24 protein-coding genes are annotated in these 23,193 nt (G+C 67.8%); 11 read left to right on the forward strand and 13 right to left on the reverse strand.

The annotated features are described in order from the left end of the window. Positions 1 to 65: 65 nt before the first annotated feature. The gene (locus VH571_RS08815) at positions 66 to 1,286 is read right to left on the reverse strand and encodes a HupE/UreJ family protein (protein ID WP_423264205.1); all 1,221 of its coding nucleotides are present in this window, start codon (positions 1,284 to 1,286) and stop codon (positions 66 to 68) included. Positions 1,287 to 1,429: 143 nt separating this feature from the next. Between VH571_RS08815 and VH571_RS08820 the strand changes: the two genes are divergently transcribed. Then, a complete protein-coding gene (locus VH571_RS08820) occupies positions 1,430 to 2,125 on the forward strand; it encodes a hypothetical protein (protein ID WP_123944551.1) in 696 nt (231 codons plus the stop codon). 42 nt (positions 2,126 to 2,167) lie between these two features. Here the strand turns inward: VH571_RS08820 and VH571_RS08825 are convergent, their stop codons facing one another. After that, positions 2,168 to 3,376 carry an SLC13 family permease gene (locus VH571_RS08825; RefSeq protein ID WP_423264290.1) on the reverse strand — a complete coding sequence of 403 codons (1,209 nt, stop codon included), beginning with the start codon at positions 3,374 to 3,376 and terminating at the stop codon, positions 2,168 to 2,170. A gap of 52 nt (positions 3,377 to 3,428) precedes the next feature. On the opposite strand from VH571_RS08825, the gene VH571_RS08830 reads away from it, so the two are divergent. Then, positions 3,429 to 3,608 carry a hypothetical protein gene (locus VH571_RS08830; protein ID WP_055958951.1) on the forward strand — a complete coding sequence of 60 codons (180 nt, stop codon included), beginning with the start codon at positions 3,429 to 3,431 and terminating at the stop codon, positions 3,606 to 3,608. An 81-nt stretch (positions 3,609 to 3,689) separates the two neighbouring features. On the opposite strand, the gene VH571_RS08835 is transcribed toward VH571_RS08830, so the two are convergent. Both VH571_RS08835 and VH571_RS08840 read right to left on the reverse strand, forming a co-directional pair. Next, positions 3,690 to 4,856, reverse strand: coding sequence for a mechanosensitive ion channel family protein (locus VH571_RS08835; RefSeq protein WP_423264206.1), 1,167 nt, complete (start codon positions 4,854 to 4,856; stop codon positions 3,690 to 3,692). Positions 4,857 to 4,875: 19 nt separating this feature from the next. Next, positions 4,876 to 5,112 carry a hypothetical protein gene (locus VH571_RS08840; RefSeq protein ID WP_123944545.1) on the reverse strand — a complete coding sequence of 79 codons (237 nt, stop codon included), beginning with the start codon at positions 5,110 to 5,112 and terminating at the stop codon, positions 4,876 to 4,878. A gap of 147 nt (positions 5,113 to 5,259) precedes the next feature. Here VH571_RS08840 and VH571_RS08845 point away from each other — a divergent pair, with 147 nt between their 5' ends. Further along, on the forward strand, positions 5,260 to 6,828 hold the full coding sequence (locus VH571_RS08845) for an amino acid permease (RefSeq protein WP_084815919.1): 1,569 nt from the start codon (positions 5,260 to 5,262) through the stop codon (positions 6,826 to 6,828). A 120-nt stretch (positions 6,829 to 6,948) separates the two neighbouring features. On the opposite strand, the gene VH571_RS08850 is transcribed toward VH571_RS08845, so the two are convergent. Both VH571_RS08850 and VH571_RS08855 read right to left on the reverse strand, forming a co-directional pair. Beyond that, positions 6,949 to 7,560: a TMEM175 family protein gene (locus VH571_RS08850; RefSeq protein WP_423264207.1), complete on the reverse strand. Its 612-nt coding sequence runs from the start codon at positions 7,558 to 7,560 to the stop codon at positions 6,949 to 6,951. A gap of 148 nt (positions 7,561 to 7,708) precedes the next feature. Then, entirely contained in the window at positions 7,709 to 8,704 is a 996-nt protein-coding gene (locus VH571_RS08855) for a patatin-like phospholipase family protein (protein ID WP_423264208.1), read from the reverse strand. A 168-nt stretch (positions 8,705 to 8,872) separates the two neighbouring features. Between VH571_RS08855 and VH571_RS08860 the strand changes: the two genes are divergently transcribed. Both VH571_RS08860 and VH571_RS08865 read left to right on the forward strand, forming a co-directional pair. Then, the gene (locus VH571_RS08860; RefSeq protein WP_423264209.1) at positions 8,873 to 9,511 is read left to right on the forward strand and encodes a TetR/AcrR family transcriptional regulator; all 639 of its coding nucleotides are present in this window, start codon (positions 8,873 to 8,875) and stop codon (positions 9,509 to 9,511) included. A gap of 90 nt (positions 9,512 to 9,601) precedes the next feature. Continuing rightward, a complete protein-coding gene (locus VH571_RS08865; RefSeq protein ID WP_423264210.1) occupies positions 9,602 to 12,217 on the forward strand; it encodes an MMPL family transporter in 2,616 nt (871 codons plus the stop codon). Positions 12,218 to 12,353: 136 nt separating this feature from the next. Here the strand turns inward: VH571_RS08865 and VH571_RS08870 are convergent, their stop codons facing one another. The 5 genes from VH571_RS08870 to VH571_RS08890 are packed head-to-tail and all read right to left on the reverse strand — an operon-like array spanning position 12,354 to position 16,634. Further along, the gene (locus VH571_RS08870; RefSeq protein WP_423264211.1) at positions 12,354 to 13,061 is read right to left on the reverse strand and encodes an anti-sigma factor family protein; all 708 of its coding nucleotides are present in this window, start codon (positions 13,059 to 13,061) and stop codon (positions 12,354 to 12,356) included. Continuing rightward, a complete protein-coding gene (locus VH571_RS08875; protein WP_423264212.1) occupies positions 13,058 to 13,582 on the reverse strand; it encodes a sigma-70 family RNA polymerase sigma factor in 525 nt (174 codons plus the stop codon). Before VH571_RS08875 ends, VH571_RS08870 begins: the two co-directional genes overlap by 4 nt. A gap of 16 nt (positions 13,583 to 13,598) precedes the next feature. After that, a complete protein-coding gene (locus VH571_RS08880; RefSeq protein ID WP_423264213.1) occupies positions 13,599 to 15,170 on the reverse strand; it encodes an FAD-dependent oxidoreductase in 1,572 nt (523 codons plus the stop codon). Continuing rightward, positions 15,167 to 16,159: an FAD:protein FMN transferase gene (locus VH571_RS08885; protein WP_423264214.1), complete on the reverse strand. Its 993-nt coding sequence runs from the start codon at positions 16,157 to 16,159 to the stop codon at positions 15,167 to 15,169. The genes VH571_RS08880 and VH571_RS08885 overlap by 4 nt, the downstream gene beginning before the upstream one ends. Next, positions 16,146 to 16,634, reverse strand: a complete 489-nt coding sequence (locus VH571_RS08890; protein ID WP_423264215.1) for a hypothetical protein — start codon at positions 16,632 to 16,634, stop codon at positions 16,146 to 16,148. The genes VH571_RS08885 and VH571_RS08890 overlap by 14 nt, the downstream gene beginning before the upstream one ends. A gap of 343 nt (positions 16,635 to 16,977) precedes the next feature. On the opposite strand from VH571_RS08890, the gene VH571_RS08895 reads away from it, so the two are divergent. The 4 genes from VH571_RS08895 (at position 16,978) to VH571_RS08910 (ending at position 20,492) form a co-directional block, all read left to right on the forward strand. After that, positions 16,978 to 17,919, forward strand: coding sequence for a MetQ/NlpA family ABC transporter substrate-binding protein (locus VH571_RS08895; RefSeq protein WP_423264216.1), 942 nt, complete (start codon positions 16,978 to 16,980; stop codon positions 17,917 to 17,919). Further along, positions 17,919 to 18,959: a methionine ABC transporter ATP-binding protein gene (locus VH571_RS08900; RefSeq protein WP_423264217.1), complete on the forward strand. Its 1,041-nt coding sequence runs from the start codon at positions 17,919 to 17,921 to the stop codon at positions 18,957 to 18,959. Before VH571_RS08895 ends, VH571_RS08900 begins: the two co-directional genes overlap by 1 nt. Beyond that, positions 18,959 to 19,618 carry a methionine ABC transporter permease gene (locus VH571_RS08905; protein WP_123944521.1) on the forward strand — a complete coding sequence of 220 codons (660 nt, stop codon included), beginning with the start codon at positions 18,959 to 18,961 and terminating at the stop codon, positions 19,616 to 19,618. The genes VH571_RS08900 and VH571_RS08905 overlap by 1 nt, the downstream gene beginning before the upstream one ends. A gap of 211 nt (positions 19,619 to 19,829) precedes the next feature. Beyond that, positions 19,830 to 20,492, forward strand: a complete 663-nt coding sequence (locus VH571_RS08910; protein WP_423264220.1) for an SDR family NAD(P)-dependent oxidoreductase — start codon at positions 19,830 to 19,832, stop codon at positions 20,490 to 20,492. A gap of 134 nt (positions 20,493 to 20,626) precedes the next feature. On the opposite strand, the gene VH571_RS08915 is transcribed toward VH571_RS08910, so the two are convergent. Beyond that, entirely contained in the window at positions 20,627 to 21,712 is a 1,086-nt protein-coding gene (locus VH571_RS08915) for a GTP-binding protein (RefSeq protein WP_423264221.1), read from the reverse strand. A 57-nt stretch (positions 21,713 to 21,769) separates the two neighbouring features. On the opposite strand from VH571_RS08915, the gene VH571_RS08920 reads away from it, so the two are divergent. Beyond that, a complete protein-coding gene (locus VH571_RS08920) occupies positions 21,770 to 21,892 on the forward strand; it encodes a ribosomal protein bL36 (protein ID WP_055958990.1) in 123 nt (40 codons plus the stop codon). A gap of 58 nt (positions 21,893 to 21,950) precedes the next feature. After that, entirely contained in the window at positions 21,951 to 22,193 is a 243-nt protein-coding gene (locus tag VH571_RS08925; protein ID WP_423264222.1) for a hypothetical protein, read from the forward strand. A 93-nt stretch (positions 22,194 to 22,286) separates the two neighbouring features. On the opposite strand, the gene VH571_RS08930 is transcribed toward VH571_RS08925, so the two are convergent. Further along, positions 22,287 to 23,135: an alpha/beta fold hydrolase gene (locus tag VH571_RS08930; protein WP_055958996.1), complete on the reverse strand. Its 849-nt coding sequence runs from the start codon at positions 23,133 to 23,135 to the stop codon at positions 22,287 to 22,289. Between the last annotated feature and the right edge of the window lie 58 nt (positions 23,136 to 23,193).

Here is a 23,193-nt window from a genome sequence, read left to right on the forward strand (position 1 = left end):
CACAAACGATAAGTAAACGCTGAATGGCCTTCTTGCACGGAACGCAGGATCCGGCCCGGCCGACCTCAGCCCGCCGCCACTCTCTCGATGAACCAGATCATCCCCATCACGAACACCCCCGCCGTGACGATGCCGGTCACGACGAGCGACGCCCGGTGTGCCCGCTTGCGGAGCACCGACAGGGGCGGGAAGACGAGGACGATGATCGCCAGCTGGACCGCCTCGATTCCGACGTTGAAGATCAGCAGCGAGATCAGCAGCTGACCCGAGAACGCCTCGTGGATGCCCAGGGCTCCCGCGAAGCCGAGCCCGTGGATGAGGCCGAATCCGAAGACCACCGCGAGTCGGGACCAGCCGGCACGATCGAGGGCGAAGTGCCCTGCCGACGCGGGCACGACGAGCTCGTCGGCGCCGGAACGACGACGCCAGAGCCGCCACAGATACCACCCGGCGACCGCGGCGATCGACAGGGCGATGAGCGGCTCCACGACGATCGACGGCGGACTGACGACGCCGAGAGCGGCGAGGATGAACGTGATGGAGTGCGCGACGGTGAACGCCGACGCGGCCAGGACGACCTCCCGGAGCCGACGCGATCCGGCGATCAGCGCGACGAGGAACAGCAGGTGGTCGATGCCGCCGAGGAGGTGCTCGGCCCCGAGGCGGAAGAACTCACCGAACCGCTGGAACGAGGTCTGCTCGGTCGAGAACGACTTCTGCTGAGCGTCGAGGGTCGCGGATCCTTGTTTCCCGTCGACGGCGTAGACCACGATCGTCTTGGTGCCGGTCACGAACGTCTCGCTGTCGGGAAAGAGCGTCGACGTGACCGTGTGCCCGCTCTGAGTCTTCGACGGGGCGGGGCAGCTGTAGTCGACGACGAGGTTCGCGTAGGGCACCTCGTCCTGGAGGTCGACGGTGACGTTCTTCTGCAGTTCGGCGGTGCACTGCTCGCCGCCGGCCGCCCTCACGCTGAACCGCTTCGACACGTAATCGGCCAGGGCGTCGTGGTTCTGCTCCGCCGCCTCGACCATGCCGGGATAGTCGCCGTCGTCCCAGGCCTTCTGGCCCACGCGATAGAAGGCGTCGTCTTTCTCGCTGGTGCCCACCGACACCAGCATCAGGTCGTACTCGAGGGCGAGCTTCGCCTGCACGCGCTCCGGCTCGGTCGACGAGACATGCGCGTACACGACGGACGAGAATCCGTGGGCCGAGGCAGCCGATGCGCCGACGAACACGGACGCCGCGAGGAGGGCGAGAAGGAGCAGGGCACTGCTGAGACGGGTCACTGGCAAGACGATTGCGCGTGCGGGTGGACGGGAGGGGAACAGTCGGTGACCGGCCCGCAGACAGATCGACGCTCGGCCCTTTCGCGCCCGATCGCCGTGATTGCATTGTGGCGATCACGCACCATCACACGTCGGGAGATCTCGTGAAGAGCCGCGCATTCCTCACCCTGGGGCCGCTCGCCGTCACCGCGGCGCTCCTCCTCAGCGGGTGCGGCAGCGCACTGTCGCCCACCGGGATCGACTCGAACGGGACCGATTCGGCGCCGACCGTCACGAGCTCCGCCTCGGCGCTCGGTGCCGGCTTCTATGACCCCGACAAGCCGCCCGCGCCGGAAGGAACGCTCCGCCCCGAGCCCGGCTCCTGGGACGCCGTGCACCCGCCGGCCGGATACCGGGTCGTCCTCCTGTCGAGCGGAGACGACGCCGCCACACGAACGCTGGTCCGCTCCGTGAAGTCGTGGGCCTCCTCGGCTGATGTGAGGGTGACGCCCGTCGTCGCCTCGTCCGCCGACGACCGGCTCGCTGCCGTCACGAGAGCGGTCGAGAAGAAGGCCGACCTGGTGATCAGCGTCGGCAACGCCATGGTCGATCCGCTCGCCGCCCTCTCGCCGAGTGCCCTGCACCAGCAGTTCCTCGTGCTCGGCGCCGAGATCGCCGAGCCGACCTCGAACGTCACCGCGGCCGACTGGACCGGCGCCGGGTTCCGCGGCGAGGGTCTCGGCACCCCGAGCCACTACGACGCCTCGACGTTCACCGACGAGCGAGCGGGCCGTGCCCTGCGCGCGGGTATCGCCGCCGTGCTGAGCGACCTCAACGGCACTGTCGTGTGGGTGCGCTAGCGGATCCTTCTCTGACGTGACCCGGCGGCGGAACGACGCTGACTAGAGGGCGACCAGCGCCAGGATCGACAGCGGCAGCATCACGACGGTGAGCACGAGGCCAGCGAGGATGAACCTCTTCCACGGCACCTCGACGTCGAGGGCCGACAGACGGCCGTGCCACAGCAGCGTCGCGAGCGAAGCCCACGGCGTCACGATGCAGCCGAGGTTGACGCCGATCAGAATCGCGACGAGCCGCAGCTCGGAGCCGCCGACCGGCTCGAGCGCCAGATAGGCGGGAAGGTTGTTGACGGCGTTAGCCGACAGGGCGGCGCCCCCCGCCAGACGGAGCAGCGACCCGAAGTCGTCGCCGGTGCCCACGAGGTCGCCGAGCAGCCGGGCGAGCCCGAGCGCCTGAGCGGCCGCCACGACGAGAAAGAGACCGGACGCGAACAAGAGCGTTCCCCACGGCACCAGCGTGAGCTTCAACGCGGCCCGACGCCGGATCGCGAACGCCACGACGAGCACGAGCGCGGCACCCGCCGCCGGGATCCAGACCTCGATCCCCGAGACCAGAGCCGGAACGAGCAGCACGACGACCACGGCCGCGACGACGAACAGCGGGCGGTCCGACGCGGGTTCGGAGGACACGGCCGGAAAGCGGCCCGACAACTCGCGACGGTAGCGGATGGCGATCGCGACGACGGGGACGAGGATCCCGACCGCCGCCGCAGGGCCGACCAATGCCGCGTACGAGAGTGGTGGGGGGTTGCCGAGCGCATGCACGGCCAGCAGGTTGGTCAGGTTCGACACCGGCAGCAGCAGCGATCCGCAGTTCGCGATCCAGATGGCTGTGAAGGCGAACGGGAGCGGCGACGCTCCCACTCGGCGGGCGACGAGCACGACGACCGGTGTCAGCAGCACCGCGGTCGTGTCGAGCGACAGAAAGACGGTGCAGAGCACGGAGAGCACGACGACCAGCAGCCAGAGCACCCACACTCGGCCCAGCGAGAAACGGGCCGCGGCGCTGGCGAGCCAGGAGAACAGGCCCGCTTCGGCGGCGAGGTCGGCGACGATCGTCAGACCGATCACGAAGCCGAGGACGGGGGCGACACGGTCGAGGAGTTCGACGAGGGCGGAGGGCGACAGGATTCCCGTGAGCGCGGCGACGATGCCGACCACAGCGAGACCCGCGCCGATGAGGGCTGTCTTCATGAGAATTGAAACCCTAGTGGGTTGCGGTGTCGTGGGCGGACAGCGGCGATCGGGCAGGACGGGGCTGCGTCCGGGTACGCTCGGAAGTCCTCGACTTTAGGAGTACTGCGTGCGCAAGTTTCTTTTCAACGGAGCCATCATCAGCGCGGCATTCAGCGGCTTCAGCGCGCTGAAGGCCACGAAGAGCGGTCCGCGTGACTGGCGCCTCGTGCTGCTCTGGGTCGCCTGGGCCGCATCGACCGCGATCGCGGTCGGCAACGTCGTCGACGCGGCCAACGACGCCGACTGATCCAAGCGAGCGAACCGACGCGGTTCGGCCGAATCGACGTGGCGCGCCAGGTCGGTTCGGCCGGACCGCGTCGTTATGCGGCTAGACCTCGTCGCGATCGATCACGGGAATGGACGTCGTGAAGAGCGCGGCCCGGTCGGCGTCGGCGTTCTCGCCGGTGAAGAGGGCCGACTCCCCCGCGGTCGACTTCGGCTTCGCGCCGCGCGGCGCGACCTCCTGCTCGACCATCTGCACGCGGGTGCGCGGCATCGACTGCGGACTGTGCTCGTGCATCCACGAGATCAGCTCCTCGCGCACCAGGCATCGCAGGTCGAACAGCGACGCCGAATCGACCGCCGACACGAGAATGCGCACGTGCACGAAACCGCCCACGGCGTCCGTCACCTGCAGCACCTTGACACGCTGATCCCACAGCTCGGTGGAGTCGAGGATCCGGTCGAGCTCCTGTCGCATCGATCCCGGCGTCACTCTCCAGTCGAGGTCGAAATCGACCGAGCCGAGCAACTCCGAGTTGCGTCTCGTCCAGCTCTGGAACGGGGTCGTCGTGAAGTACGTCGAGGGCAGCACCATGCGGCGGTCGTCCCAGATGTGCACGACCACGTAGGTGAGGGTGATCTCTTCGATGCGGCCCCACTCGGTCTCGACGACCACGACGTCGTCGACCCGGAGCGCATCACTGAAGGCGAGCTGGATTCCGGCGAAGACGTTCGCGAGCGTCGACTGCGCGGCCAGACCAGCGATCACCGAGACGAGACCGGCGCTCGCCAGGACGCTGGCGCCGACGGCCTCGACGCCCGGGAATCCGAGCAGGATCGCGCCACCCGCGATGATCACGATCAACGCGACCGTCAGACGCCGGATGATCAGCACCTGCGTGCGCAGGCGCCGGGCCACCCGGTTGTCAGGCTGATCGAGGCGATAGCGCGCCAGCCCGAGGTCTTCGAAGAAGATGGCCAAGGATCCGATGAGCCAAGCGACGACGACGATCAACAGGCACCGGAACACTTGGGCCACGATCTCGTGCCCCGGGTAATTCGGTGCCACGTCGTCCATCGACAACGAGAAGGCGATCCACACGAGAGCCACCAGCAGGGTCACTCGGAACGGCCGACGCACCCGTGCGACGAGGCGCGACGCCCACTCCTCCTTCTTGGCGACGAGTTTGAACACGAGGGAGACGATCGCCGACACCACGAAGGCGATTACGACGGCCGCGGCCACGGACAGGACGGGCTGTAACCAGGTCATCGACCCAGCCTACGGAGTACTAGATCGAGCGAGGGCGCAGCCGCAGAGCCTCGAGCGCCAGGCCGCGAGTCGCGTAGGTTCCGACGAGCTGAGCGGATGCCAGATGTACCCCGCGGAGGGCGGCGAAGCCGTTCCACTGGGAGCGAACGTAACCGAGCACCTGGCCGGGCACGGAGACCTGCGCGAGGTCGTCGGAGAGAGCGCGAGTGCTGATGGAGACGGGGCGGCGCGGCCGGTCGAGGGGAGCTAGTGACACGCTCATCAACCTAGTGACGGCGTCTTCGAGAACGCCCGTTTTCTCCAAGACGTTTGCCGGGTTGTCACCCGGTACCCGCTGAGAACCACCCCGCGGATCCTGAAATGCCGACTGGCGGTGAGCCTGGAATACTTGTACCGTGCCGCAATGACGACCCCCACCACGGGGGGCACTGGCTCCCCGAAAAAGGCAGCCGGCCCCGACAGCACGGCGAATGACGAGTTCGTCGCCCAAGACTTCTCGCACGAGCAGGAGGGCTTTCATCAAGGCCTGAAGCCGCGCCAGTTGCAGATGATCGCCATCGGCGGCGCGATCGGCACCGGGCTGTTCCTCGGCGCCGGCGGGCGCCTCGCGACGGCGGGCCCGGCCCTCGCGATCGTGTTCGCCATCTGCGGCGTGTTCGCGTTCTTCATCCTGCGCGCGCTCGGCGAGTTGGTGCTGCATCGCCCGTCATCGGGCTCGTTCATCTCGTACGCCCGCGAGTTCTTCGGTGAGAAGTTCGCCTACGCGGCCGGCTGGATGTACTTCTTGAACTGGGCGATGACCGCCATCGTCGACACCACCGCTGTAGCCCTCTACCTGCAGTACTGGAGTGCCTTCACGTCGGCGCCCCAGTGGCTTCTCGCGCTCATCGCGCTGGCCGTGGTGCTCAGCCTGAATCTCGTGGCCGTCAAGGTCTTCGGCGAGATGGAGTTCTGGTTCGCGCTCATCAAGGTGACGGCCCTCGTGATCTTCTTGATCATCGGCGTCGTCTGGCTCGCCGCAGCGTTCCCTGTCACGCAAGACGGCAACAGCATCGACACCGGTCTCGCCGTGCTCCGCGACAACGGAGGCATCCTCCCGAAGGGTCTGCTCCCGGCCGTCCTGATCATCCAGGGCGTCGTGTTCGCCTACGCGGCGATCGAGCTCGTCGGCACGGCTTCCGGCGAGACGCAGAATCCCGAGAAGGTCGTGCCTCGGGCGATCAACACGGTCATCATCCGCATCGCCGTCTTCTACGTCGGCTCGCTCGTGCTGCTCTCGCTCCTCCTCCCCTACACGTCGTACAAGGCGGGCGAGAGCCCGTTCGTCACCTTCTTCGGCAGCCTCGGCAACCCCCAGGTGGGTGAGATCGCCGGCTCGATCATGAACTTCGTCGTGCTGACCGCGGCCCTGTCGAGCCTCAACGCCGGTCTGTACTCGACCGGTCGCGTGCTGCACTCGATGGGCATGAACGGCTCCGCACCGAAGTTCACGACGGTCATGTCGAAGGGCGGGGTGCCCTACGGCGGAATTCTGCTCACCGCGGCCATCACGCTCCTCGGCGTCGGCCTCAACGCGATCGTGCCCGACCAGGCGTTCGAGATCGTGCTGAACGTCTCGGCCCTCGGCATCGTGACGGCGTGGGCGACGATCATCCTGTGTCAGATGAAGTTCCGCCAGTTCGTCAAGGAGGGCAAGGCGAAAGCGCCCACCTTCCGGATGCCCGGTGCGCCCTACACCTCGTGGATCACCCTGGCGTTCCTCGTCGCAGTGCTGGTGCTGATGGCCATCGACTGGCCGATTGGCACCATCACGGTCGCCTCGCTCGTCATCATCATTCCGCTGCTGATCCTCGGCTGGTTCTTGCAGCGCGACCGGATCCTGCAGATCGCCGCGATCCGCGAGGGCGTCACCGGCCCCTTCCCCATCACCGGACGCGACCCGGGCCAGCAGGCGAAGCGCGACGGCGAGTAGTTCTCTGACCCGCGTCTCCGAATTTGAAGGAGAAACGCCGCTCGGCCGACGACTTCATGCCGATCGGCGGGCCGTCGCCTCGCGTTTTTCCTTCAAATTCGGACGGGGTGGGGCGGCGGGTCAGGTGCGGGCCGCGCGGCGCCCCGACCAGAAGCGCCCGACGGCGGGTGCCAGCAAGAGAAGCAGCAGTGCATAGAGCCCGATGACTGGAAAAACCACGGCGATCAGCATCGACAGCACGAGCAGGCAGGTGAAGACCACGGCCGTCGACACCTGCAACCGGGCGATCGTCTCCGGATTGCCGAGCCCCGGCGTATGCACGAGCAGCCAGTCGAGAACGGCCGCGGCACCGCTCGTCACGATCATGGTGCCGATATACAGCGCCGAGACCGACGGCTCCCCCGACGAATTCGACAGGATGTTCGCCGCGAACGGCAGAAAGACGATCGAGGCGAGCCAGACGAGGTTCACCGTGACAATGCGGTGATCGTAGGCGATCGCGAACTCGAAGACTCGATGGTGCGCCGACCAGAATCGACCGATCACGGCGAAGGTGATCGCGAAACTGGTCAGGGCGGACAGGTGATCATGGAAGAAGGATCCGAGGCTCTCGCTCTTCACCTCGCCCGCCAGATCGACGAGCGGCAAAATGAGCAGCGTGATCGCGATCGCCACGGTGGCGTCGGAGAAATTCACGAGTCGATCGAGGCCGCGTTCGGTTCGCACTTCCATGGTCGAACCCTAGCCCTGGTCGCGGGGCACCCGGTCCTCCTTCAAATTCGAAGGAGAAACAGCGCCCGGCCGACGACTTCATGCCGATCGGGGGCCGCTGCCTCGCGTTTTTCCTTCAAATTCGGGCGGGACGGGCGGGGCGGGCGGGTCAGGCGTCGCGGGGCACCCCGGCAATGATCGAGGCGTAGTCGCCGGCCTTCCACTTCTCGTAGTCCCAGCAGCGCACGAACTTCTCCCCCGCGGCGACTCCGCGCCGGTACAGCACGTCCTTGTCGGCAGCCGACAGATCGAATTGGATCGAGGAGTACCCGGTCGTGTCGACGAAGACGGTACGGGAGGCGAACGAAGGATCCGCGACATAGACGCGATCATGCGCACCGATCAGGGTCCGTGCGACCGACACCGCGAACGCGAAGATCGAACGCGCCTCCCCGGGTTTCTCGGCGCCTGCCGCCTCGCGGGCGGACAGCTTGATGCCGAGGGTCGGCCAGCGCGCGGATCGCCCGTCGTGCCGGTCGAAGATCGCGATCGGGTAGTTGGAGAGGAGCCCTCCGTCGACGACGAGGGCGCGGCCGAGCCGCTTCGGCCGGAAGAAGAAGGGAATCGACGCGGACGCGGTGACGGCATCGGCGACGAGCATCGTGTCGGGGTCGACGCCGAGCTGGTCGCGGACGTCCCACGGCACGCGCAGCATGCGGCCGGCCGAGACGTTGGAGGTGACGACGACGAGCCGGTAGCGGCGATCGGCAGGGAGGGCGCTGTCGGGATCCTCGTCTCTCAGATCGGCCCATGTCGTCACACCCTTCGCCGCGAGCTTCTCCGCGATCCACGTGTGGAGAAATGCGGTCCGGTACAGCCCGCGACGGAACACCAGGCCGAAAGCGGCACCGACGGTGGCGGCTCCGGGAACGACACGCCAGGGCAGCGGCAGATCGCGGAAGCGGCGGAAGTCGAGCTCGTCCATGACGGTCTTGAGCTCCCCGACCGAGTACCCGGCGGCCAAGAGCGCGGCCACGATGGCTCCGGCACTGGAACCGGCGTAGCGCTGGAACACGTAGGGGTCGTCGCCGGACTGGAGGGCCGCGACCGCGCCGACCAGACCGGATCCTTTGACTCCCCCACCTTCGAGGACGAGATCGGCCATGGGCATGGGCTGACGATCGTCGACAGCTAAAGATCTGTCAACTGCTGGTCGAGTGAGAGCCATTTCGACGGGGTCTTCCTGCGAATCGCATGCATGCTGGTGCACTCGGTGCATCGATGCACCTAGTGTGAACGGGTGCCCGACGCTCGCCCCTCATCCGCTGCCCCGGTGACCACCGCACCCGATCGCCGAGCGGCCCTCAAGGCACGACACCGTGCGGCCATTCTCGAGGCTGCCCGGTCGCTCGTCGCGGAACGCTCCGGGCCCTTCTTCAGCGCCGACGAACTGGCCGAACGGGCTGACATCGCCCGGCGCACCGTGTTCAACCACTTCGCGTCGATCGACGAGATCCTCCTGACGCTGTGCGCCGAGATCCTCGACGTGATCATCGACGACTTCGTGTCGGCCGTGGCGACCCGGCCGGTCGGAGCCGACACTCTCCTCGCCCTGTTCGACGAGATCACGGCCAGCCTCGAGTCGACCGACCTGCCGGCGACGATCGCCAGCATCGGCAGCCTGCTCGGCGCGCCCGACGTCGACGATCCGCGCGGCGACACGCTCAGCGACGAGGCGTTCACCCGAGTGGCCGAGAGGCTGCTGGTCGAGGCCTCCCGCCGCCACCCCGGGGTCGACGACCTCGACGTCGAGATCCTGGTCCACTCGCTGATGAGCGGCGTCCTGGTCATCGCGAAACGCTGGGTGCTGCTCTGCGGCGTCCGGCTCGACGACGACTCGCGAAGCCAGTGGCGACACCTGTTGAACCGCCTCACGAGCACACTCCGGTCCGGCTACTCTTCGGGCTCCTGACCTATTCGTCCGTCGTCAGACGGCTCCCCGGGGTTCACCGGCGCACCCCACCTCCTCCACCGCACAGAACTGAAAGGCTCGGGCTCCACAATGGCCGGTCTCCTCTACCGTCTCGGGCGCTTCTCGGCGCGCCGACACTGGGTCGTCATCGTCGCCTGGATCGTGATCATCGGTCTCGCCGGTGTCGGGTTCTCGCTCTTCAAGGGCACGATCTCGTCGTCGATCAGCATTCCCGGCACGGCCACCGAGAAGGTGACGAACCAGCTCGCCGACGAGTTCCCGAAGGCGTCGGGCGGGTCGGGCAGCGTCGTCTTCGAGACCGACGACGGCAAGGCGTTCACGTCGACCGAGAAGTCGGACATCTCGGCGTGGCTGAAAGACGTCGGCGACATGTCGGGAGTCAAGGCGACCACCGATCCGTTCACGACGCAGGCGCAGCTCGACGACGGCAGGCAGAAGATCGTCGATGGTCGTGCGCAGATCGCCGACGCTAAGACGACCCTCGCCGACTCGCAGGATCAGCTCGACGCCGGCACGACCCAGCTCGCGGGCGCCCAGAAGCAGCTCGACTCCGCGATCGCTCAGGCCAAGGCCGCGGGTCAGTACGCGGCCGCGAAGGCCCAGCTCGACCAGCAGCAGTCGGTGCTCGACTCGCAGACCGCGACCCTCGAGGCCAACCAGAAGAAGATCGATGAGGGCACCGCCAAGCTCGAGGCCCAGAGCACCACGCTCGAACTGAACTCGAAGGTGCTCGACCTCTCGTCGAACATCCGCTTCGTCTCGAAAGACGACACCACCGCCGTCGGCTCCGTCCAGTTCACCACCGGAACCTACGAGGTCGACCCCGACCTCAAGACCGCGATCGTCGAGAAGTCCGACAAGGGCATCGACGGCGTGCACGTGTACGTCTCGAGCGACATTGCCGCGGGCGTGCCGAGCATCGTGGGGCCGGGCGAGGTGGTCGGCGTGATCGTGGCGGCGATCGTGCTGCTGATCATGCTGTCGACCATCATCGGCGCCATCCTGCCACTCCTCAGCGCGGTCGTCGGACTGGGCGCATCCGTGCTCGGCGCCATGGCGTTCTCGGGCGTGGTCGAGTTCAACTCGGTCACGACGGTGCTCGGCATCATGCTGGGTCTCGCCGTCGGCATCGACTACTCCCTCTTCATCCTCAACCGGCACCGCAAGCAGCTCAAGCAGGGCATGGAGCTGCACGAGTCGATCGGCCTCGCCAACGGCACCTCGGGTAACGCCGTCGTCTTCGCCGGCTCGACCGTGATCGTGGCGCTCCTCGCGCTCAATGTCACCGGCATTCCGTTCCTCGGCCTGATGGGCACGGTGGGCGCTGCGGCGGTTCTCGTGGCAATCCTCGTGGCGATCACGTTCACGCCGGCGATGCTCTCTCTGGTGGGCATCCGGATCCTGCGCAAGAAAGAGCGCGCGGCCATCGGCAACACCGGCTCGACCCGGATGCCGAACTCGCCGATGAAGACCTGGCGCGCCGTCGTCACCCTCATCGTCGGGGTCGTCGTGCTCGGCGTCGTCGCCCTGCCCGCCATGCAGATGCGGCTCGGCCTGCCCGACGGTTCGTCGGAGGCCACCGATTCCAGCCAGTACAAGGCCTACAAGGCCCTCGAGAAGGAGTTCGGCGCCGGGCAGAACAGCCCGCTGGTCGTCGTGGCGAATCTGCCGGAGAAGGCGACCGGCGACGACCTCCTGAAGCAGGAGATCACGGTCGGCGATGCCATCTCGGCCAAGAGCGACGTGTCGGCAGTCGTGCCGATCGGCGCCTCGAACGACGGCACGCTCGTGGCGTTCCAGGTCGTGCCGAAGGGCGGCCCGTCGAGCGAATCGACCGAGACCCTCGTGCACGCTCTGCGCGACATGTCGCCCGTCACGTCCGACTCCGGTGACATCACCCTCGGTGTCGCGGGCAACGCCAGCGCCAACATCGACGTCTCGGAGAAGCTCGCCACTGCGCTGCCGATCTACCTCGTGCTCGTGGTCGGACTCTCGCTGCTGATCCTGATCCTCGTGTTCCGCTCGATCCTGGTGCCGCTGACCGCGACCGCCGGCTTCGTGCTCTCGCTGCTCGCGACCTTCGGCGCCCTCACCGCGGTCTACCAGTTCGGCTGGGCCAGCGCAGTGTTCGGCGTGCACGACCCCGCCCCGATCCTGAGCTTCCTGCCCGTGATCGAGGTCGGTGTGCTGTTCGGTCTCGCGATGGACTACCAGCTGTTCCTGGTGTCGGGCATGCGCGAGGCGTATGCCCACGGTGCCCCCGCCAAGATCGCCGTTCAGCGCGGCCTCTACGCCGGTCGCGCCGTCGTGACAGCCGCGGCAATCATCATGATCTCGGTGTTCTCCGGCTTCATCTTCTCGGAGTCGTCGACGATCCGCCCGATCGGCTTCGGTCTCGCCTTCGGTGTGCTCCTCGACGCCTTCGTCGTGCGCATGCTGCTGATCCCGGCGGCGATGCACCTGCTCGGCAAGTCGGCCTGGTGGTTCCCGAAGTGGCTCGACCGCATCGTGCCCGACGTCGATGTGGAGGGCGCGAAGCTCGAGCGCTCGCACCCCGATGCCGAGACGGCCGGCGAGGGATCCTCGGCCGCTCCGGGCTCGCGTGCTCACGCTCACGCCGCGCCGGCACCCGTCGACGCGCCGAGCTCGGCGCCGCACGAGCCGCACCCGAACCACCGCGCCTAGCTAGGCCTAGCCGGGCCCTGCTTGCAAATTCGAAGGAAAAGCACCCCGCCGGAACCGGAAACATCAGGATCCGGCGGGGTGCTGCACGCGTTTCTCCTTCAAATTCGAAGGCGGCAGCGACGACGCGGGGCGCGAGCTATTCGAAGTGACGCGTCGCGAGCGGCACGGTGCTGCCCGTCACGGTAATCGACACGGCCCGGATCGACGCCGCGGGAATAGCGGTCGCCGCCGTCAGACCCGTCGCCTTTCCGCCGATCGCCTGCCACGAGGCCACGACGGTCTGGGCGCCGCTGTCGTCGGTCACGAGGAGGTCGTACGACCCCGATCCGCCCTTCCACGCCGTGGCATACGAGCACTCCCAGTCGAGACGTGAGCCCCACTTCGTCGAGGCGAGGGCGATTTCGGCGGTGACTTGGCTTCCGCCCGCGGGCGTCATGGCGGCAGAGGGTTCCGAGGATCCTGATGCCCCCGCCGTGAGGCCTCCCAGCGTGTAGCCGCCGACGACCAGCGCGACGACCGCCGCGGCCGCGACGAGGCTCGCTCCGACACGGCGGCGACGTCGACGGGCCGAGACGCGAGCGGCGAGTGCCTGCACCGTGCAGGTGCCGGCGGCGACGTCGTGGGTCGGCTCGTCGTCGAGCAGCGCCACCGCCTCGTCGACCGAGATCGATCGGAGCAGGCCGGGCAGGCGGGCGAGATCGGCGACGTCGTCGCGCGCCGCGGGGTGCTCGTCGAGGTACGCCTCGTATTCGAGGCTCTCGGCGGGGGTCAGCGCTCCGAGCACGTAGGCGGCGTCCCAGCGCCTCGGATGATCTCCGGGAACCGAGTCGGGGTGATTCGTCATTGGGTCACTCCTCGTTCTTGCAGTGCCAGCCGGAGGGCCCGCAGGCCGTAGTGCAGGCGCGATTTGATCGTTCCCTCGGGAACGCCGGCCTGCGCGGCCAGCTCGGCAATCGGCAGCCCTAGGTGATAGGCGCCGATCACGACGGCCCGATGCTCGCGGCTGAGCGATTTGAGGGCGTCTTGCAGCAACCACTTCGACAGGCTGGCGTCGGTTTCGTCCGGGCTGGCGCGCTCGGGCACGAGCTCCGACTGGATCTCGTGCCGACTCCTGGCGCTGCGCGCTTCGTCGACCGAGAGGTTGCGCGCGACGGTGAACAGCCACCGTCGCGCGGCCAGGTCGTCCGATTCGAGCAGCGAGTGGTTCTTCCAGAGCCGCAGCAGCGACTCCTGCACGATGTCTTCGGCGAGAGCGGGATCGCTGGTGAGCCGGGCGACGTACCGGTGGAGCGCGGGCGCATGCGCGTCGTGGACCGCCTGGAGCAGCGCTCCGCGGTCGCCGCGCGGCGTTCGTTTCTCGGGCATGGTCGCCTCCTGTGTCTCAGTATCCGGTGAAGGCGTCGGTCACGACGCGTTTCACACCCGAGGAGCGCAGGATCCGGCGCACACCGCTCACGAGCCGCGGCGATCCCGCCACGTAGGCGCGCCTCGACCCGGCGTCCGGCACGGTGCTCTGCAGCAGATCGGCGGTGAGGGGCCCGCTCCCGCCGTAGGTCCACCCGGCGGGAAGTGCCGACGGGCTCTCCGGTGCGAGGAGGACGCCGCGGAGCCGACCGCCGAGGGGCAGCTCGTCGAGGTAGGCGGCCTCGTCGGGCGTCGACACCGAGTAGATCACCACGGCGTCGGTGGAGGCAGACCGGGCCTGCACGTCGCGTAGATGACTGACGAACGGGGTGATGCCGATGCCTCCGGCGACGAGCAGGAGCGGAACCGACTCGTCGCGCGGCAGGAGGAAGTCGCCGCCCACGAGGGTTCCGGTGACTCGCTCGCCGGGCTCGAGGGCGAGCAGCCGGGTCTTGAAGCTGCTCGAACGATCAGCGGTCTTGATGCCGAAGCGGACGACGTCGCGCTCGGAGGGCGGCGACACGATGCTGAAGGTGCGTCGCTGACCCCGGGTGTCGGCACCGGAGTGCGGCAGGCCGAGCTCCAGGTACTGGCCGGCCTGGAAACGGATCGGCTTCCTGGGGCGGAATGACAGCTCCCAGCTCGACGGCGACAGTCGACGCCGCTCGACGAACTCCAGCCGCACACCGCGGCGCTGCCCGACGGCGAACGCCAGGATGTTCCCGATGACGAGGGCGAGCTCGTAGGTGCCGTAGAGCGGACCGAAGTGGAACGGAACGGCGAAGAGCACGCCGACGACCACGGCCAGCGCGAGCTGCTGCCAGCGACGGGGCGGCAGGGTCAGGGGCTCGGTCAGCATGAATCCGGCGAAGAACACGATCGGCGACGAGAGCACGGCAGCCGAGAGGGCCGCCGACAACGAACTGCCGAAGGACAATCCGGCGAGGGTCACGCCGACCGTTGCGACCACGACGAAGACGGCTCCGAGCGGCAGCTTGCGGGTGCGGTGGAGAATGACGAGGGCGGCCACGAGAACGACCGGGAGCAGAGCCGGAGCACCGACCCACCACCCGGGGAAGGCCGCTGGCAGCGCGACGCTGATCACAACGGCGGCGAAAGCGGCCGGGTTGACCACGTGGCGTCCGCGAACGGCCAGCAAGTACTTCGACGCCGAGGCGATCACGCCGGCGAGGGCGACCGCTCCCACGCTGAGGGTGGTCAGCGACGGCTGGAAGAGCAGCAGCAGTATGAGCGCCGTGACGAGCGACGACTCGGTGTGCGATCGGACGCGGAAGACCAGCGCGAACAGCCGATTGCTGACGAGCGTCGCGACGACGACCGCCGCGCCGTTCGCCAAAATCGCGAGGGGCTCGTAGGCGATGAGCCCGGCGACGCTCGTCACGAGGGCAGCCGCGACCACGACCAGCAGTGCGAGGAGCACGAGCCGGTACATGGTGACGCGGGCGGTGACGGAGTCGAGCCAGGTCGAGAGGCTCCTGGGCGATCGGCCGAGCGACGCCCGGGCCGCGGAGGGCGAGGTGGCGGTCATGCGAAGAGCACCGCCTCGAACACGGGAGAGGCCTCGACGACCGGGCCGCGGAGGATCCTGAGCCCCTCGAACCGATCACCGACCCCCGCGGCTCGCAGCTCGTCGACTCCGCCGAAGAAGAGCGCCGTCGCCAGGCCGTCGGCCTCGAGCGCCGTCGGCGCCAGCGCCCAGGTGGCGAGAACGTCACGGGTGGGTTCGCCGGTGCGCGCGTCGAGGATGTGGTGGAGACCGTCACCCCAGGTGCGGCGGTTCGGCGCCGAAGCGGCCAGTGCGGCGTTGTCGAGTTCGATGACGCCGATGGCGAGCGACGGGTCGTCGGGGTGCTCCAGGGCGACCCGGGCCGGCGTGGCACCACGGTGCAGCAGGTCTCCCCCGGCATCGACGACGTACTCGTCGACCCCGAAAGACCGAAGGATCCCGGCCACCAGATCGACGAGGTAGCCCTTGCCTGCCGCCCCGATGTCGAGCATCACGGGCTCGCGGGTGGTGAGCACGCGGCCGTCCCAGGTCGCCGCGTCGCTCCAGGCGGGAACGCCCACCGGGTCGGCCGACGCGACCAGCGAGTAGGCGGCGTCGTAGCCGAGACCCTCGAGGCGGCGCCCCACCAGGGGGTTGACGCTGCCGTCGGTCGCGCGGTCGAGCCGGGCGTAGAGGTCGAGCAAGGGCGCAGCATCGGCCGGAAGGACGTACTGCCCCGGAGTGCGGGCGATCGCGCTCACCAGCGAGTCGGCACGGAAACGCGACCAGTCGCGGTCGAACCGCTCGATGCGCTCGGCGACCGCGCGGCGCACGTCGGCGGGAAGCGCGCGGTCGGTCGTGATGTGCCACACGGTGCCGATCGCCTCGAAGCGATGCTGGCCGGACGCGTCGAGAACGGCCGGTGCGTCGAGCTCTGCGAGCACGGCCGGTGCCTCCAGCACGTCCGGTGCCTCCAGCACGTCCGGTGCCTCGAGCGCGGCCGGTGCCTCCAGCACGTCAGGCCTTGGCATCGGTCTTGATCTTGCCGAGGGCGTCGGCGAAACCCTGGCTGGTGAGCGACGAGCCCGCCACGTTGGTGACGTTGAGGTCGTCGATCTTCTTGCCGACGACGGCGTCGCCGATGCCGCCGATGAACTTGTTCTGGTACTGCGTCGCCGTGGGATCGGCCTTGACGGTCTTCACGGTGACAGCCTTGACCGCGTCGCTCGCGATCACGAGGTTCACACTGATGACCTCTTTGCCACCGGGCGACGAGTAGGTGCCCTGCTCGGTGTACGAACCGTCCTTGTAGGCGCCGGATGTGGTGGCCGTGCCGCTCGTAGCGCCAGAACCGGCCGCGGGCGTGGTGGTGGTGGTGGCGGCCGGGGCGGATCCTGCGGTTCCTGATCCGGCGTCGGCGGTGCCGGTGCTGGCGCATCCGGCGAGCACGCCGATCGCCGAGAGGCCGGTCATGGTCAGAAGTGCTGCTCGGGTACGGGGGGCCATCGGGGTCTCTTCTCGTCTGGGGCGGAACTGCTGTCACCCGTACGACGAGGTAGAGCACCGGAAGGTTCACACGAGGCGGAATTTGTTTTTGATTCCGATTCCGATTCCGATTCTGAATTCGAAGGAGAAACCTGCGGCCGGCAACGTGGGCATCAGGATCCGGCGGGGTGCGGCGCGAGTTTCTCCTTCGAATTTGCAGAGGGCACCGCCGTGTTACGCGGTGAGTCAGCGCGATTGGGCCTCGCCGGGAGCAGCGGGCAGGGTTGAGGCCTCGGATCAGCACGAGACCATTCCCCGCTCACACCGGGCTCCGCCGCCCCGCCCCGCATCGAAAGAGGCCCCCATGTCTGCACCCCAGCTCCCCGCCCGCGAGCGAAACCGCCGACCGCTCGTGATCGGCATCATCGCGGCGATCGTTGTGATCGTCGTCGTGATCGTGCTCATCGTCGTGAACCGCTCGAACGCCGACGACAGTGCCTCGGGCGCCACACCGAAGACCGTCTCGATCGGTGTCGCCGATGCCTCCGAGCCGTACTGGAAGACCTACTCGACCCTCGCCAAAGACAAGTACAACGTCACGATCAAGCTGGTGAACTTCTCCGACTACAGCCAGCCCAACCCGGCACTCAGCCAGGGGCAGACCGACCTCAACGAGTTCCAGCACATCCAGTACCTGGCCAACTACAACGTGACCACCGGGAGCGACCTGCAGCCGATCGGCGCCACAGCCGTCTACCCGCTGCCGCTGTACTCGACGAAGTACTCCACGCCGTCCGAGCTCCCCGAAGGCGCCAAGGTCGCGATCCCGAACGACGCCGTGAACGAGGCGCGTGGCCTCCTGGTACTCCAGGCCGCCGACCTGATCACGTTGAAAGACGGAGGCAACGCCTTCTCGACCGTGACCGACATCGAGACGAAGAAGGTCGACGTCACGGCCCTCGACGCTTCGCAGACCGCCAACGCCCTCAAGAGCAACTCCGTCGCCGCCGCCATCGTCAACCAGAACTTCGCCACTCAGGCCGGGTTCCAGAAAGACGAGGCGATCTTCAAGGACGACCCGTCGTCGACGAGCGCAGCTCCCTACGTCAACGTCTTCGTCGCCCAGAACAAAGACAAGAACAACTCCCTCTACCTCGACCTCGCGAAGCTCTACCACACGGCCAGCGTCGAGAAGGGGGTCCAGGAGGCCAACAACGACACCGCGGTGTTCCGCGACACCTCCGCCGCCGACCTGCAGAAGGAGCTCGCCACAGTCGAGTCCGACGCGAAAGCAGCAGCGAAGTAGTGACGTCTGCGCTTTCGACTCCGCTCGTCCGGCTCGAGGGTGTCAGCAAGGTCTACGACACCCCGGCCGGGCGGCGCACTGCGGTCGATGACGTCTCGCTCACGGTCAACGAGGGCGAGATCGTCGGCGTGATCGGCTACTCCGGCGCCGGCAAGTCGACGCTGGTGCGGTTGATCAACGCGCTCGAGCTCCCCACGAGCGGGCGGGTGTTCGTTGGCGACAGCGAGCTGACCGCCCTGCCCGAGCGGTCGCTCCGCGCGGTGCGCCAGGGCATCGGCATGATCTTCCAGCAGTTCAACCTGTTCCGCTCTCGCACGGTCGCCGGCAACGTGGCATACCCGCTGCGCGTGGCGGGCCTCGGCAAGGCGGAGCGCGATGCCCGCACCGCCGAGCTCCTCGACTTCGTCGGGCTGCTCGACCGTGCCCACAGCTACCCCGAACAGCTCTCGGGCGGCCAGAAGCAACGCGTCGGCATCGCACGGGCTCTCGCCACCAACCCCCGACTGCTCCTCGCCGACGAGGCGACCAGCGCCCTCGACCCCGAGACCACCGCCGACGTGCTTGCGCTGCTGAAGAGGGTCAATCGCGATCTCGGCGTGACGATCATCGTCATCACCCACGAGATGGACGCGATCCGCGCCATCGCCGACCGCGTCGCCGTGATGGACTCAGGCCGCATCGTCGAGAGCGGACCGGTCTACGACGTGTTCTCGAAGCCGACGACGCCGGCGGCCGCCCGCTTCGTCCGGTCGGTGCTGCAGGACCGCCCCTCACCCGAGACGCTGACGCGCCTTCGGCAGAACCACGACGGCAGGATCGCGACGGTGCAGGTCGCCGAGATCCCCGGATTCATCGGGGTGGTCACCTCCGCGTTCACGGGCCAGGACGTCGCCGCCGACCTCATCTTCGGTGGCATCAGCGAATTGCAGCAACGTCCGGTCGGCGCCCTGACCTATGAGCTCAGCGGTGACGACGCCCGGATCGACGCGGCCCTCGCCGACCTCACCGCGCGCGGCATCGACTGGATCGAGGAGAACTGATGGACTTCTTCCTCAGCAACACCGACGTCTTCATCACGGCGATCGGCCAGACCCTGTTCATGGTGGTCGTGTCGATCGTGGTTGCCGGGATCCTCGGTCTCGCCCTCGGTATCGGCCTCTACGTATTCCGCCCCGGAAACCTCCTGTCGAACCGCGCGGTCTTCACCGTGCTCAACGTCGTCGTGAACATCGTGCGGCCGATCCCCTTCGTGATCTTCATCGCCGCGATCCAGCCGCTCACGACCCAGGTCGTCGGCACCACGATCGGGCCGAACGCCGCCGCCTTCGCACTGTCGCTTGCCGCCGCCTTCGCCGTGTCGCGGATCGTCGAGCAGAGCCTCGTCGGCATCGACCCCGGCGTGATCGAGGCCGCCCGCGCGGTCGGCGCCGGGCCGGTGCGGATCATCTTCACCGTGCTGATCCCGGAGGGGCTCGGGCCGCTGATCCTCGGCTACACGTTCATCTTCGTGGGCATCGTCGACATGAGCGCGCAGGCCGGGATCCTCGGCGGCGGCGGGCTCGGCGACTTCGCCGTGGCCTACGGTTCGCAGCGCTACAACTGGCCGGTCGTGTACATCACGGTGGCGGTGATCGTCGTGATCGTGCAGCTCGGGCAGTTCGCCGGGAACGCGCTGGCACGGAAGGCGCTGCGCCGCTGACTTCGGGCTGCTTCCCTTCGGGCTGCTTCCCCTCGGGCTGCTCCCGAATTTGAAGGAGATCCGTGCTGCAGACCCCGGCGAATCCTGATGTTTGTGTTCCCGGGCTCGGGTTTCTCCTTCGAATTTGCACGCGCGGGCGGCGGCCAGCTCTCGGGCGGCACCCAGGCGAGCGACTACCGTCGACCGCCGAGCCACTCGAAAGGACACCCACGTGACCACCATCGCCATCATCGGAGCCGGCCCGGGGCTCGGAGCAGCGGTCGCCCGCCGCTTCGGCCGCGAAGGCTTCTCCATCGCCCTCATCTCGCGCAACCAGAACCGTCTCGACGACCTCGCCGCCACGCTGACGTCGGAGGGACTCACCGCGCAGGGATTCGCTGCCAACGTGCGCGACACCGCATCCCTTCAGGCGGCGCTCGTCAATGCCACCGAGCAGCTCGGGCCGATCGAGGTGCTCCAGTACAGCCCGCTTCCGGCCAAGGAGTACATGCGCCCCACACTCGAGACGGTCGCCGACGATCTGGTCGGGCCGATCGAGTTCTCGGTCTACGGGCCGGTGACGGCGGCTCGGCAGGTGTTGCCTGGCATGCGTGCGCTCAAGGGTGGCACGATGATCTTCGTGAACGGCGCCAGCGCAGTGCGTCCGCGCGACGCCGTCACCGGCACATCGGTCGCGTTCGCCGCCGAGAGCGCCTACGTCGAGCTGTTGCATGAGGCTGTCGCTCCCGAGAACATCCACGTCGCTCAGCTGATCATCCCCCGCGGGATCGGTGGCGGCGAGCCCTCGCACGAGCCGGCCACGATCGCCGACACGATCTGGGGGCTGCACTCCGAGCGCGGGGAGTTCCGCACCTACGTCGCTCCCCTCGACTGACGCTTCGGGCGGGGCGCTGCCGAATTCGAAGGAGAAACCTTGGGGCGACCCCCGCCGATCGGCATGAAGTGGCAGGCCGAGGCGCGTTTTTCCTTCAAATTTGCACGGGCCGGGCGATAAGAGGGCACCGCCGCTCAGTGCCGATGCGGCAGCTCCCACGCGGGCAGCGGATCGTCGAACCGCGCCCAGAGCATCGGGCCGCCGAGCAGCTCGTCCGGCGTGAGCAGACAGCGTCCGAGTTCGTCGGTCAGCGCAGCGGCGTCCAGGTCGCGCCCGTAGAAGACGAGTTCCTGGCCGAGCGGCGCGTCCGAATCCCAACTGTCGATCGAAGTCGGATCGAGCGAAAACACGTCACCGGCCGAAGCCCAGGATCCGACGGCGAACGGCCTTGAGGCCATTAGCGCAAGTCCGCGCGAGCGCAGGATCGATCGGGGTCGCTGCCCGAATTCCGCGGCGACCGCCTCGGCCAACCGCCCGGGGTGGAACGGCAGGGGCTCGCGAAAGACGACCGCGTCGATGCCGGTTGAGGCCCGCCCGAGCAGGTTGCCGTCGGAGAGCTCGCGTTGCCAGCCGAGGTTCTGCGCCAGTAGCGCTGCCGCCCCCGGCACGACGGTCGCGGCTGGACGCCGAGCCTGGGTCGCGCGTTCAACCGGGACGATGCGGGCCACGACGTTGAGTCGCCGCAGCAGGCCGAGCGTCTCGTTGAGGAGCGACGGCGAGACACCGCCCGTATCGGTGACCACCAGCAGGGTCGCGTATTCGATCTGCGCTGCCAGGCGCTCGGCGGTGTCGTAATCGGGGCGTGCCGGATCCTCGTCCCTCTCCGCGAAAAGCCAGGCGCGAACGTCGAGGAGCGAGACCACCGTGACGATGTCGCGCACGAGCACCGGAGCCTCGTCCGGTTCGCGCGCGTCGCAGACGGCTCCGACGACGAGGCCGACCTCGAGGGGATCCGCCCGCGACGGGAGGTGGACGACGATGTCACCGCAGAGCCCGTGGTCGACCTGGCTGAGCAGGTCGTCGATCAGGTCAGCGGCAAAAGCCGCGCTGTCGGCGGGGATGTCGGCGACAGGGCTTTCGTCGGGGAGGTCCGACCCGATCTCGGCGACACTGTCGGCGACGTCGACGCTCGCCCCGGTGAATGCCCGAGCAAGGTCGCCCGCCGCCCGAGGTCGCAAAGAGCTCAGGAGAGTGAGATGAAGAGGGCGAACTGTGCGCATAAAAGCCACCTTAGGTGATAATGGTTATCAATTAGCCATTTCACCGAAGGGAACACCATGAAGGTCCGCAACTCGCTCGCCTCGCTCAAAAAGCTGCCCGGAGCGCAGGTCGTCCGCCGTCGCGGACGGACGTTCGTCATCAACAAGCTGAACCCGCGCGGCAAAGGACGTCAGGGCTAGGAGCAGACTCGGTGTGGGGCGGCATCACGGCCGCCCGAGGAGCACACCGGGAGGCACCGTGTCCGAATACAGCTATCAGGGCCCAGCAGACATCGACCGCGCGATCGGATTCTTCGTCGCACTCGACGACGCCCAGCGCAATGCCCTCGAGGTACTGCAGATCGACCAGGTGCTCGAGGAGCTCCAGGGCGAATACACGAAGGCAACAGCTGACTCGTCGTACCGGCCGAGCGACGACTTTCTCGCCCGGCTCAGCGGCTACCTCGAGCGAGCCGACGACTGGGACACCTCGGTCGCCTAGGGCTTAACCACGTCGATCCAAGGAATTCCCGTTCGATCCATCGCCTGCGATGAGGGGAACGGGAATCCTTGGATCAATTCGCGTTGGGCGGGTCTACTTCGCCAGGAACGCCAACACGTGCTCGTTCCACTCGTCTTTGTGGCTCACGGTGACGCCGTGGGGAGCGCCCTCGATAACGACGAGCTCGCTGTTCGCGACAGCCTCGTGAGTGCGCTTGCCGCTCACCTCGAACGGGACGATGGCGTCGGAGTCGCCGTGGATGACGAGCGTCGGCACGTCGATCTTGGTGAGGTCGTCTCGGAAGTCGGTCGTGGCGAACGCGACGGTGCAGTCGAGGGTGCCCTTCGGCGAGGCCAGCTCGGCGATCGCCAGGTTGTAGGCGACCTGCTCGTCGCTCACGAGCGGCTTGTTGATGAGCGACGGCTTGCCGGCCGTGAAGAACATCTTGACGAACTCGTTGAGGAACTTGGGTCGGTCGCCCACGATGCCGTCATGGAACCACGCGGCGAGATCGTCGTCGACGCCACCCTCGGGGTTGTCGCTCGCCTTGTAGAGGTACGGCGGCACGGCGCTCGCGAAGACGAGCTTGGCGATGCGCTCGGTGCCGTAGAGGCTGACGAAGCGGGCCAGTTCACCGCCGCCCATCGAGAAGCCGATGAGGGTGACGTCCTGCAGGTCGAGCTCGTCGAGCACAGCCTTGAGGTCGGCGGCAAAGGTGTCGTAGTCGTAGCCGTTCCATGGCTGCGACGACTGGCCGAATCCGCGGCGGTCGTAGGTGATGACGCGGTGGCCGGCCTCGACGAGGGCGGGAACCTGCCCCTCCCACGAGCGACCGCTCAGCGGCCAGCCGTGGATGAGGACGACGGGCTTGCCCTGGCCGTAGTCCTCGTAGTGGAGTTCGACGGCGGAGCCGGAAGACTGGGGAACGGTGACGAAAGGCATGGAATGCTCCTTCTCATGTCGGGAATGGTGCTTCTGACGGTACGCCGCGCGGGATCCT

Source organism: Frondihabitans sp. 4ASC-45 (assembly GCF_049472575.1).
Taxonomy (GTDB): Bacteria; Actinomycetota; Actinomycetes; order Actinomycetales; family Microbacteriaceae; genus Frondihabitans.